Consider the following 11,806-nt stretch of genomic DNA (forward strand, 5'->3'; position numbering starts at 1 on the left):
CTTATTCACACCACAATATTTACTATTTTTTTTGGTACTATAATAAATTTTTTAGGCTCTTTACCATTTAAGTGTTTTTGAATTTCTGGTAATTGCATTACTGTGTTCTGAATTTCAATATTGCTTGCCACAACAGCGAATTCATGCGTGGCTCTCAGCCTACCATTAACTTGGATGGCCATAGTATAAGATTCTAGTTCTAAGAATGATTCGTTGAAAGAAGGCCAAGGGGTTTGATATAATCTTTGCTTTTTACCTAATTTTTGCCAAATTTCTTCTGTAATATGTGGAATAAATGGGTTAAGTAATATAATCAAGATGCTGAAACCCTCTTTAATACTATCAATATCAGCTTCCTTGCCCTTAGATATTTCATCTGACAACGCATTAAATAGTTCCCGCATCCTTGCTATGGCTTTATTTAGCTTAAACTCCCTTATCTCGCTGGTAACATGCTTAATAGTGTGATGAGTAAGCTTTGTTAGTTTATTCAGTCTATTTCTAGGAGTCTCTGTTATTTCACTATTAATTAGTATCTCAGCCATATTTTCTAACTTACTAATAAAACGGCTGCACCCTTCAAGACCATTTGCTGACCATTCACAATCTTTCTCCGGTGGGCTATCAGAGAGTACAAATAGCCGGATATCATCTGCACCATGGTTTGCTAATATTGATTCTAAATCCACGACATTCTTTTTGGATTTACTCATTTTTTCTATTCGTCCTTGAAATACTTCTTCTCCTGTATTTTTATGAACCCACTTATTAGATTGTTTTGTTACCTCATTTGGGTACAACCAATTATTATTGGCATCTTTATAAGTAGCATGTAATACCATACCTTGAGTCAGCAAACTAGTAAAGGGTTCACGAATATTAAGATAGCCTTGTTCGCTCATTACTTTAGTGAAAAACCTTGCATAAAGAAGATGCATTACTGCATGTTCAATGCCACCAATATACTGATCAACAGGTAACCAATAATCACAGGCTTGTTTGTCAGTCATATCTTTTGCATCTACATTACAATAGCGGGTGAAATACCAAGAAGACTCAAAAAATGTATCTAACGTGTCAGTTTCACGAATAGCTGGTTTCTGACATTTTGGGCAATTAGTATGTTTCCAAGTAGGGTGTGAATCAAGAGGATTGCCATGCCCATCAAATGTAACATCGTTTGGTAGGGTTATCGGCAATTGTTCTTTAGGTACTGGTGTGATTCCACAAGTCAAACAATAGATTATTGGAATAGGACAGCCCCAAAATCTTTGCCTAGACACTCCCCAGTCTTTTAGTCGGTAGTTAATGGTACGTTTGCCTAAACCACGTTTCTCAAGTTCTTCTATAGATTTTTGCTTAGCATCTTGGACAGCAAGACCATTCAGAAAGTCTGAATTGATCATGATACCATCACCAGTGTAAGGTTCCGAGTATACGTCTATTTGAATATCCTTATTAATTATTACTTGCTTTATTGGTAATGCCATTTGTTTGGCTAATTCATGATCTCTTTCATCATGTGCTGGGCATCCAAAGACTGCTCCAGTACCGTAATCCATTAGTACGAAATTTGTTATTATAACAGGGATAGTAATGCTAGGATCAAATGGATGAATGGCCAAAAGGTTAGTACATACCCCTTCTTTTTCAGCTTTATCTACTACAACATTAGTGTCTAATTGCGAACATTTTTCAATAAAAGATATTATAGCATCATTTTTATCTACTAACTGCCCAATTATTGGGTGGTTATAGGCTATCGCAACAAAGCTTGCTCCAAAGATAGTTTCTGGTCTAGTAGAAAACACTTCTATCGCACTGTCATTCGAGCTGTGTTGGGAATCTAGATACTCGCCTTCGTGAGGATGACATAAGGAGGAGCGTATTTTAAAACTAAAATTTACTCCTTCCGATTTGCCTATCCATTTTTCCTGCATAGATTTAACAGAATCAGGCCAAGAGTCCAGTTTTGCAATTTCATTTAACAGTTCTTCAGCGTAATTAGTGATTTTTAAAAACCATTGTTTTAGCTGTCGTTTTTCAACTAAAGCACCCGAACGCCATCCACGACCATCTACTACTTGTTCGTTAGCTAAAACAGTGTTATCTACAGGATCCCAATTGACTAAAGATTCTTTTTGGTATGCTAAACCTCTTTCATAAAGTTCTAAAAAGAATTTTTGTTCATGCTTATAATAATCCGGATTACAAGTTGTTATTTCTCTCGACCAATCATATGAAAAACCAATTAATTTTAGCTGATCTCGCATAGTTGTGATATTTGAGTAAGTCCAGTCCTTAGGGTTAGAGTTATTATTGATGGCAGCATTCTCTGCTGGCAAGCCGAAAGCATCCCAACCCATAGGGTGTAATACGTTATAGCCCTGTGATTTCATAAAACGAGCTATGCAATCTCCGATAGAATAGTTACGTAAATGTCCGACATGAATCTTCCCAGAAGGGTAGGGTAACATTTCAAGTACGTAATATTTAGGCTTGTCGCTATCGTTTGTTGCAGCAAAAGCTTTTTCCTCAAGCCAAATTTTTTGCCATTTCTTTTCAATATCTCTCATAAATTTGTATTGTAAACTATCCTTATTGTAGCAAGTATATCATTCTTTTCTTTCAGCACTAATATATAATTCTCTAGATTTTCTTAAAATTTTATCTTCTATGCTATTAGCTAGGTCTGAAGTAGTATGATTGTCTAGCCAATTACCATTTTTAAGTGTTTGTTCAAATATTTTTACTTGGATGGCATTCGGGCTAATAACGTTATCTTTAATAAAAATATTTATTTTAAATCGAAAATTTGTTTGTCCTTTTGGACTATACCATTCAGTAATAATGACTCCGCCGACTGAATCGGTTGAAGCAAGAGGCACAAAACTTAAGGTTTCTATAGAAGCTTGCCATAAATATTTATTAACGTTACAGCCTACAGTTTTGGTAGATTCATTTTTGATTCTACTTGGTCTAAACACCAAACCTTCTCCTCCAACTATCGACCCCATTTCATCCATATTTCTTTCTTGCACAGTTTTGGGATAGTCTCCATTCCTTGCAATTGTGGAAGTTGGAAAAAGAAATAAAGCTAACATTATGCCAATAATAGTTTGTTTTAAGTGTGTTTTCATAAATGATTTTATTTTTTTACTATTTACCCCAGTTCGGGATAAGAATTAGTTAATTCTTATCCCGAATTCGTGTTATACCATTTCCCATTATTAACTACGCTAATACTACAGTTGTAGTTACTACCCAGAGCTGTCATTCCCGCTTCGGTGCGGAATCTAAAAAAATAGCCTAAAAGACTATTAAACATTATTAGATCCCAGCGAAAGCTGGGATGACATCGTTTTGACATTAGTACTACAACTGTAGCACTAAATAGCGTAGTTAATAATGGGAAATGGTATTATTTCAAGTAGTTTAGCTTCAGTGTACCATAAGAACCACGTGATGTAAAGGATAGCCCCATTCTTTAATTAACAAAATAAATATAATATAGTTGTAAAAGAATAAAGGATACGATAATTTAAATCTCTATAAGAAAATGTGGAATATCCATCTTCTAATAGAAGTTATGCGAATTCGGGATAAGAATTTGTCAATTCTTATCCCAAATTCGGTAAAATTATCGAAACAATCAGATTTGAGACGGCTCTGCATCTGATTGTTAAATTAATATTTTGCTAAAAACATGATTTTAAAAAATTAAAATCATGTTTTTAGCTTTAGAAAGGTTTAAAATGCATTCGCGTTAGCCGCTTTAAGAATGCATTTTTCCTTATATTAAAGCCCATTCGGGATAAGAATTAGTTAATTCTTATCCTGAATTGGGGTAAGTTATTAAACATAAATGGTAAAAAATGAGAAATTTGTTATTTTTAATCTGTTTGTATTCCACTATTGCTATAGCCAGTGAATCTAAGTTTTATCCTAATAAGCTTAATTGTTGTAAGATCACTAAGAGTGCAATGAATGATTACGAACCGGAAGAATTCCAATTATCCAATAACTTACTTAGAAAGACAGGACAACAAGCAGTCTATCGTGGTATAAAAATTATAGTAAAGGGTAGATTATTAGACCAAGATTGCGTTCCAGTAGCAGATGCAAAAATATATTTATGGCAGGTTGGAAGTGACGGAAAATATCCATACATACCACTTCGTACTCGTATCAATAAAAAAATGCTAAACCTTGTAAGTAAATCAAGTTTTACCGGATCTGGCATCGCTACTACTAATAATAAAGGGGAATTTTATTTTATTACTATATATCCTAGTGGAGTTTCGCGTGAAACGCCTAATGTAAACATTAGAGTCGACCACCTATATCTTGGACAGCTACAAACAAAGCTATATTTATCTAATTCAAGGGCTAATTTAGAAAATTGCGGAGAAGTTAGTCATGCTTTGTCCACTGCACTAGATGGCATTAAAACGTATGAATTTGACGTAGTAATGCCGGGACGAACTTTCAAAAGATATTAATGTTTTGAGTGTTCACACCCTCCGCAACAATCTTCTGCAACTGGATTTTCTGAAGGTGGGTTTTCTAATGGTTTTTTTAATCCACAAGAAGTTAAGATTAAGCAGCTTAATAATATTAGAGATAAAAAAATATTGTTTTTCATGATGATAAATAAATTAATTGGAAATATATTTGTTATTTATATGCATATTAAAAAATATAGTAAACGATTTTTTTTAATTGTAACATATTTATTGATCAGCACTAATAGTTTTGCATTAGATCAGATCAAATCAGGTGTTAAAATGCTTGATTTATCTAGTGTTCCTGATACGGTGGTTTTCTTTGATGATAAAGGAGAAAAATATTCTCTTGATAATTTTGAAGGAAAAACGATATTATTGGTATTTTGGGCAACATGGTGTGCATCTTGTATTAAAGAAATGCCTGATTTAGATGTATTGCAAAAAGATTTTAGAAAGCTGCCATTTGCGATAATTCCTGTATCACAAGACTACCAAGGAATAGAAATTATCCAAAAATATTATAAAGATTATGATATAAGATATCTGCCAATTTACCATGATTTTAAGAATCAACTATTTAAAGCTTTTTCAATAGTTGGTCTACCAACTGCTATTCTAATTAATCCAAATGGAAAAATGTTAGTAAGTTTTGTTGGTACTATTAATTGGTATGATGAAGAAATTCGCAATATTATTTTGTCAAATATTCCTGGAAACCACCCAGAACCTAAAAATAGTTATCGGGAACAAACGCTTAATCAACCGGTTAATAAACAGTTAAAGTCTGAAGAGCAGGAAAACAAAGATGAAAAACCAAAAATACAACAGAATAATGAGGAAAATAATGCTTCTAAAAACGATAATAAGGAGTAACTAATGCACATAGAACATAATAAAAATTCAATTGCTGAGGCAAAATTTGATCAGGTAATTGCTAAACGTCAAATAGGTAAGTTAGAGCAATTACTTTCATTACTACCTGGAATAGGTTCTAAGGCATCAAAGCCGGTAATTGCTGTTCTTCGCCTTAGTGGGGTTATAGGTAAAGTAAGTTCAGTAAAATCAGGACTCAGCATTGAGTCACTAAATGAGTTAATTGACAAAGCTTTTGAGATCAAAAATCTTAAAGCTTTGTGTTTAACTATCAATTCTCCAGGTGGTTCACCTGTACAATCTGAACTGATTAGCAAACGTATAAGGTCATTAGCTGGGGAAAAGAAAATACCAATTTATAGTTTTGTAGAAGATGTAGCGGCATCTGGTGGATATTGGCTTGCTTGCATTGGTGACCAAATATATGCATCTAAGAGTTCAATTATTGGTAGTATAGGAGTGGTTTCGGCTGGTTTTGGTTTTCCTGTTGCTATCAATAAGCTTGGAGTAGAAAGGAGGGTTTATGCAGAAGGTAAAAATAAATCTATTCTCGATCCATTTCAACCAGTGCAAGAGGAGGATATTGAAATTATTAAGCATATACAAAAACAGATTCACGGGCATTTTATAGATTATGTTAAAGAGCGTCGTATTGGTAAGTTAACACAAGAAGATGATATTTTATTTAATGGAGCATTTTGGTCTGGGGAAACTGCTGTTGATTTTGGTTTAATTGATGGTATAGATGATATGTATAGTTTCATAAAACAGAAATATGGTGATGTAACTATTAAATATATATCTGCTAAACAATCGTGGATTAAGAAGAGGTTTGGTATAGTAAGGCAAGATTTCGTGCAAGAATTTTCTGATACATTGATTGAATCGGTAGAGAATAAGATTAGTTATGATAGGTTTAATATACGGTAATACGTCAATTCGGGATAAGGATTAGTAAAAATGCTTTAGCTATAACTAATACAAGATTTTGGATATGTATAAATTGCATTTCTGTGAATTCATACATTAATTGCTCTTCGTAGTGTATATATGTCTGCTATTTTTACTAATCCTTATCCCGAATTAACGTATATTAATATTATGTTATTTAAGTTTAAAAGTATCTCCTTATTAATCATGAAAATTGTACTGTTAATATTTTCTATTTTTATGATATTTTGTCCGTATTTATTGAATAATGTTAATTCTCCTTATCAGTTATTTTTTATTCAATTTTTTATAGTCTTATGGAAACAATGCTTAAACCCCGCTACTCCTATTTGTTTAAAAAGCTTTCCTATATTTAAACGTTTTACCTATGCTAGCATGACATTTTCTGTATCTCGTGCTATGATATATGTTATCAGTGCTTTTGGTTTTGTCTACCTTGTTGAGTGTTTTGGCAATTGGGGAATATGGTTTATTATGATTCCTATAATCATTGGTTTTACTTACGGATTATTGCATTTTGAAAACTTAACGAAAACAGCTAAAACTATCCACTCAAAAAACTGTATAGTCTAGAGCCGGTATGGAGTTAATAGGCAAATTTTTGTAACATAGATTTATTAGTTGCTGCTCGGCTGTTGGTATTTCTAAGCGAATACAAATAGTTATAAAATATCCTATAGTTTCCTTAACTATCTTCAGTGCCTTTTCAGGTGATTTAGCTCCTAGTGTTTGTAAGTTACGTCAATTCGGGATAAGGATTAGTAAAAATGCTTTAGCTATAACTAATACAAGATTTTGGATATGTATAAATTGCATTTCTGTGAATTCATACATTAATTGCTCTTCGTAGTGTATATATGTCTGCTATTTTTACTAATCCTTATCCCGAATTAACGTAAAATGTAAAGTTGTGGCAGCAATTAAACTATCAACAGTTGGTAACGTTCTATCTGACTGAGCTTGTATTACTCCCCATTTATTAGCTACTTGCTGATCAATAGGTAAAATACGACCGGCAAAACACGATGTTAACTCTTGATCCAACCACATACAACCCTTTTCTCTTCTTTTTATATCTATAATCCTGCCAATTCCCTTGCGTATTTCTCCTATGGTTAAAACACTTAAATATAAATCTCGATTTTGTACAGCATTAAACTACTCTACTATCCGTGTATTTTGTTTTACTTTGATAAGTTCAGAAATTACATTTGTATCAATTAAGTAACTCATTTAAATTACAACTCAATTTCTCGACAAGAACTTTTGTCCCTTTCAAGATCAATTTTCAATCCTCTTAGCAGAGAATTTTGTAAAAATTGAACAAAAGAGGATTTTGGAGAAATTAAGTCAACATATTGGTTTATTGATATTATAACAGCCATAGTTTTACCTTTAACACTAATTTCTTGAGAACCATCGTTAACTGCATTTTGTATTATCTCACTTAGTTTTGTTTTCACTTTCATCATTTTGTTCCTTTAGCTTATTAATTTGCTCTTGATATTCACTCAATACTTTAGAAGGTTCAAAAGCTAATGTTGCATTTGCTACAAATTGACTCTTCTAATTCCGGATACTCTTCGCATTAACTTCATATTTCGATGATAGCTGAGCTAATGTAATATCCTCTTTTAATAATTCTAGCACTATTTTTGTTTTTTCTTCGGCATTGAAAATTCTTACCTTATTTTTCATATTTGTCCCTTGTAAGTTTAACTCTTTTATTCTAACTTATTACGGAAACTTAACTACTCTCTTTTTTGTCTAATTCTTTCAGTTCATTGTATTTTGTTTGCTGCTATTTTTGAGAATTTTGTTATGCTCATGGCATTATAATGTCCAAAACCTGAGGTTTTACGATTTTCGCTAGACCACGATTTACAGATGTGATAGAACTCTTGTATGCGTAGATTACTTGAAGTGTGCCATAAACTTATTCAACAAAAGCGTTTATTTGTTATTAATCAATAATATTTTTTATTTATATAAAATACAGATAAAAAATATTTAATTTTTTTAAAAAGATAATTGCTATGCTAAGAGCATTAGAACTTATAGCTCGATATATACCAAGTTTATCATATAAAAACTTGATAATTATTTTAATAGTACCACTAACTATGGCTTTATATTGTACAATTTCTTTTCTTACACACGATAAAACACCTAATCTAACACTATGGAGTTGGCATAGATCAGATGACTTATTATTTATTGATAATAATACAGCCATTGCATCCTTAATAGCTACCATCTATATAGACCTAGATAAGATAAAAATTATGCCAAGAACAAATACTCTTACAACAGCAGCTAATAGTTTTATTATTCCAGTTTTTCGTTTAGAAATGCAAGCAAAAGGAAAACTAAACGCAAAAAGTTTAACTGATTTAAGCAATATTATTTTATCTGCATCTAAACCTAGACAATTGATACAATTAGATTTTGATGCCACTTATAATCAAAGAAAAATTTATTCTCAACTAATTGAAACATTAGTAAAAAACAATAGAAAAATTTCTATTACTGCCTTATCTTCATGGTGTATGTTTGATAATTGGATAGATAAGCTTTCAATAGAATATGCCGTACCAATGGTGTATCAAGGTAGAAGAGAAAATCAAGATATAAGACGAGTAAAAAAATTTTTTACTGATAATAAAAATTGGCGTAGCAAAAAATGTCAAAATTATATTGGTCTTATGACAGATGATGTTCTTACTGTACCAACAAACTTTAATATCTTTTTATTTAATAAAGATAAATGGAATAAAGAAACATATTATAAAATAACAAAAAATATTCAACCATGAAATCTAAAAACACACCAATTAAATTGATTTATGCAGGGACTCTAATATTAATTACCTTTTTCATGCATATTAGCTTAGCTTGTATGACTACAATCGAAACAAGGTCTTTCCCTTATGAAGAAGATACCTTTAATATAACCCTGCCTTTAAGACAAGAAGGAATATTAAAAAATTTTGCTAGAGGTTCCATAGCAATATTGCCTGATAAAACTAATCTACTAGGGCTAATTCTAGCATATCGTTATTTATCAAATAATTCACCTAGCACAGAAAACCTAGATAATTTATCTAAACCAATGAACGAACAGGTCGACTCACGAAATATATGGCAAGAAAATAGTCATAAAATAGTTGATGAAGAAAACTATTTTTCGCCATATAAATTAGTTAGCAACGAAGAAAATCAGGTACAAACTAGTTTCTATTTTGAGAATTGCTTGAACAACTCTTTTACCTTTGCTGTAGAATTATTTAATGATAAAAGCAAGAAATATAATGCTTCTCAAATAAAACAATGGGTATCTAACCAAAATAAAGTATTTAATAACTGTGATCAGAACGTATTAATACTACCTACTCTTTTGTCAGAAAATGTAACAAAAGAAGAATTAGATGATTATAACTACCAACTTGCTTCAGCTTATTTCTATGCTATGCATTATGATACTAGTAGTGAATTATTTACCAAAATATCAGAGAGTGATTCTCAATATAAAGATTTAGCTCTTTATTTAATATTTCGTTCTCTTTTTAGGCAAATAAAATATCAAAATAAAGATAATAATGATTTTTTTGCATTATATAAAAAATTACAACCTTTAATTAATACATCACCTTTTAAAGCTGAAATAGATAAATTATTAAAATATTTTTTAATTAAACAAGATATAAATAAAGAACTAACACAACTCACTGAACAATTAATCTCCAAAGAAATAAGTGCAGAAGGTTATAATGATTTTAAATATTTAGTATTAGATTATAATGATTATACTATAAAATTAAAATATGAGCTTATTACTAATCACCCATTTTTAGAATGGACAAATTATTTTTATACTGAAAATAATTTTTTAAATATATATAAAAAATGGCAAAACTATAATTCATTACCTTGGCTGATACTATCTTTAAAAAAGATCAAATTATCAGATATTAAATCGCAGGAAGCTCAAGAAGTTATCCAAAAAGCACAAGAAATTACTGAAAATACGCAAGGATACATATTAACTCAATATTATTTATCCAAACTTGCCCTATCTGAAAAAAATTACAAACTATTGGATAATATTACAGCAAAAGTTTTAAAAACCCCTAATTTAACACCTTATGAAGTAAATTTATTCCATTATTTACGTTCCTATACCGCCAAAAATTATCAAGAATATTTAACTTACATAGTACAACCTGTACTATATAATATCTATAATAATTCATATCAAGAGAATCCATCAGGAAAAATTATGGATATAATAAAACAGAGCAACAATCTTATTGAAAATGTCCCTACTAAAATGCTTACTGAAGTTCTAGATTATAATATACCAGAATGGTTAAAGAAACGCCTAATTAGTAGTGCTTGGACACGCTATATATTATTGGGAGAAATATCAGAAGCTGAAAATATATCTTCTCTTTTGGTAAAGTTAAATCCGGAATTAAATGATGTTATTAATGGATTTTTATCTGAGAAAAATTTAGAAGTTAAACAGAAATTAGCTCACTTGATTATAATGAGTTCTCCTGGTTTAAATATATTTATCAAACCATATTTATGGCGCAACAATTTTTATTATCAAAAGAATCTAAATTTAACAGAATTGAGTATGAATAGTGAGAATTGGTGGGATGACCAGTATCTAGAAAATTTTGATCTAAATAATTATGGAGAATTCTTAACAAAAGAAGCTAAAGAACTAGCTAAAAAAGAATGGTCTTTTTTCAAGACAAATCTTTCTAATAAAGCGGATTATTTTTGTCATTCAAGTATTGATAGTTACAATAAATTTAAAAATAAGAGTTTTATCCCTGAAATGCTGCATCTGTGTGTAAGAATGACCAAGAGATCTTATAACGCCCCAAAATCATCTTATGAAGCTTTTATTATATTGCATAGATATTATAAAAATAATGAATATACTCTATTAACTCCTTATCATTATTATGTAAAGCCAAAATAAAGTCGAGTACCCCATTCCAGTTATATGTATTAATTGATACGGAGTGGAAGACCATTCAAAAGCAGGGGCAAAGCTAAATTTTGCTAAAAATATGCCTAGCTTTTTATAAAAATATATTACAAAATGAATCTATAACACCTGAAACATATTTTACATCTATTTGATGTAACTGATAAATTGCTTTTATAGATCTGACAATACTAAGATTTACCAATTTAAAGTACATCTTAAATATATAAGTACATCGATCTACTTAGATACCTGCTTTCGCAGGGATGACACCCTAGGCTATTAAACCGATGTCTTACATCAAACTGAGGTTAAATTAGTTAAAGCAGAATCTTAAAAAGCAACATTATTGAGATACACAACTAGAATGCAAGATAATATTGAGAAAACGTTTAATATAATAATCATTAACCTAGCTATAGCATTTAGCTTAGTGCAAGTTAGTTTTCTATTAATCTAGAAAAGAGGA

Annotated in this window: 11 protein-coding genes; 6 read left to right on the top strand and 5 right to left on the bottom strand. The window is 30.8% G+C overall.

Annotation, left to right across the window (positions count from 1 at the left end):
- Positions 1 to 5: 5 nt before the first annotated feature.
- Both leuS and ACN1AG_RS05755 read right to left on the bottom strand, forming a co-directional pair.
- Positions 6 to 2,576, bottom strand: a complete 2,571-nt coding sequence (gene leuS, locus ACN1AG_RS05750) for a leucine--tRNA ligase (protein ID WP_417904663.1) — start codon at positions 2,574 to 2,576, stop codon at positions 6 to 8.
- 39 nt (positions 2,577 to 2,615) lie between these two features.
- Positions 2,616 to 3,140 (bottom strand): DUF3576 domain-containing protein, encoded by a 525-nt coding sequence (locus tag ACN1AG_RS05755; RefSeq protein WP_417904664.1) that lies wholly within the window; start codon positions 3,138 to 3,140, stop codon positions 2,616 to 2,618.
- Positions 3,141 to 3,875: 735 nt separating this feature from the next.
- On the opposite strand from ACN1AG_RS05755, the gene ACN1AG_RS05760 reads away from it, so the two are divergent.
- The 4 genes from ACN1AG_RS05760 to ACN1AG_RS05775 all read left to right on the top strand — a co-directional run bounded on the left by ACN1AG_RS05760 (position 3,876) and on the right by ACN1AG_RS05775 (position 6,905).
- The gene (locus ACN1AG_RS05760; RefSeq protein ID WP_417904665.1) at positions 3,876 to 4,502 is read left to right on the top strand and encodes a dioxygenase; all 627 of its coding nucleotides are present in this window, start codon (positions 3,876 to 3,878) and stop codon (positions 4,500 to 4,502) included.
- 183 nt (positions 4,503 to 4,685) lie between these two features.
- Entirely contained in the window at positions 4,686 to 5,381 is a 696-nt protein-coding gene (locus ACN1AG_RS05765) for a TlpA family protein disulfide reductase (RefSeq protein WP_417905602.1), read from the top strand.
- Between the two features lie 3 nt (positions 5,382 to 5,384).
- Positions 5,385 to 6,311 carry a S49 family peptidase gene (locus tag ACN1AG_RS05770; RefSeq protein ID WP_417904666.1) on the top strand — a complete coding sequence of 309 codons (927 nt, stop codon included), beginning with the start codon at positions 5,385 to 5,387 and terminating at the stop codon, positions 6,309 to 6,311.
- Positions 6,312 to 6,431: 120 nt separating this feature from the next.
- Positions 6,432 to 6,905: a hypothetical protein gene (locus ACN1AG_RS05775; protein WP_417904667.1), complete on the top strand. Its 474-nt coding sequence runs from the start codon at positions 6,432 to 6,434 to the stop codon at positions 6,903 to 6,905.
- Positions 6,906 to 7,205: 300 nt separating this feature from the next.
- On the opposite strand, the gene ACN1AG_RS05780 is transcribed toward ACN1AG_RS05775, so the two are convergent.
- The 3 genes from ACN1AG_RS05780 to ACN1AG_RS05790 form a co-directional block, all read right to left on the bottom strand.
- The gene (locus ACN1AG_RS05780) at positions 7,206 to 7,382 is read right to left on the bottom strand and encodes a hypothetical protein (protein WP_417904668.1); all 177 of its coding nucleotides are present in this window, start codon (positions 7,380 to 7,382) and stop codon (positions 7,206 to 7,208) included.
- Positions 7,383 to 7,570: 188 nt separating this feature from the next.
- Positions 7,571 to 7,804, bottom strand: coding sequence for a type II toxin-antitoxin system prevent-host-death family antitoxin (locus tag ACN1AG_RS05785; RefSeq protein WP_417904669.1), 234 nt, complete (start codon positions 7,802 to 7,804; stop codon positions 7,571 to 7,573).
- Positions 7,805 to 7,898: 94 nt separating this feature from the next.
- Entirely contained in the window at positions 7,899 to 8,030 is a 132-nt protein-coding gene (locus ACN1AG_RS05790) for a hypothetical protein (RefSeq protein WP_417904670.1), read from the bottom strand.
- A 338-nt stretch (positions 8,031 to 8,368) separates the two neighbouring features.
- On the opposite strand from ACN1AG_RS05790, the gene ACN1AG_RS05795 reads away from it, so the two are divergent.
- Together ACN1AG_RS05795 and ACN1AG_RS05800 are read left to right on the top strand one after the other, a co-directional pair.
- Complete coding sequence (locus ACN1AG_RS05795; protein WP_417904671.1) at positions 8,369 to 9,148, top strand: hypothetical protein; 780 nt, start codon at positions 8,369 to 8,371, stop codon at positions 9,146 to 9,148.
- Positions 9,145 to 11,328, top strand: a complete 2,184-nt coding sequence (locus tag ACN1AG_RS05800) for a hypothetical protein (protein ID WP_417904672.1) — start codon at positions 9,145 to 9,147, stop codon at positions 11,326 to 11,328. Before ACN1AG_RS05795 ends, ACN1AG_RS05800 begins: the two co-directional genes overlap by 4 nt.
- Positions 11,329 to 11,806: the final 478 nt, after the last annotated feature.

Origin of the sequence: Candidatus Tisiphia endosymbiont of Micropterix aruncella (assembly GCF_965178575.1) — a bacterium.
GTDB lineage: Bacteria > Pseudomonadota > Alphaproteobacteria > Rickettsiales > Rickettsiaceae > Tisiphia.

Excerpts from the sequence above, each read along its gene's own strand:
- leuS (WP_417904663.1), bottom strand. The coding sequence starts at position 2,576 with ATGAGAGATATTGAAAAGAAATGGCAAAAAATTTGGCTTGAGGAAAAA.
- ACN1AG_RS05775 (WP_417904667.1), top strand. The coding sequence starts at position 6,432 with ATGTCTGCTATTTTTACTAATCCTTATCCCGAATTAACGTATATTAAT.
- ACN1AG_RS05790 (WP_417904670.1), bottom strand. The coding sequence starts at position 8,030 with ATGAAAAATAAGGTAAGAATTTTCAATGCCGAAGAAAAAACAAAAATA.
- ACN1AG_RS05765 (WP_417905602.1), top strand. The coding sequence starts at position 4,686 with ATGCATATTAAAAAATATAGTAAACGATTTTTTTTAATTGTAACATAT.
- ACN1AG_RS05785 (WP_417904669.1), bottom strand. The coding sequence starts at position 7,804 with ATGATGAAAGTGAAAACAAAACTAAGTGAGATAATACAAAATGCAGTT.
- ACN1AG_RS05780 (WP_417904668.1), bottom strand. The coding sequence starts at position 7,382 with ATGTGGTTGGATCAAGAGTTAACATCGTGTTTTGCCGGTCGTATTTTA.
- ACN1AG_RS05795 (WP_417904671.1), top strand. The coding sequence starts at position 8,369 with ATGCTAAGAGCATTAGAACTTATAGCTCGATATATACCAAGTTTATCA.
- ACN1AG_RS05760 (WP_417904665.1), top strand. The coding sequence starts at position 3,876 with ATGAGAAATTTGTTATTTTTAATCTGTTTGTATTCCACTATTGCTATA.
- ACN1AG_RS05755 (WP_417904664.1), bottom strand. The coding sequence starts at position 3,140 with ATGAAAACACACTTAAAACAAACTATTATTGGCATAATGTTAGCTTTA.
- ACN1AG_RS05800 (WP_417904672.1), top strand. The coding sequence starts at position 9,145 with ATGAAATCTAAAAACACACCAATTAAATTGATTTATGCAGGGACTCTA.
- ACN1AG_RS05770 (WP_417904666.1), top strand. The coding sequence starts at position 5,385 with ATGCACATAGAACATAATAAAAATTCAATTGCTGAGGCAAAATTTGAT.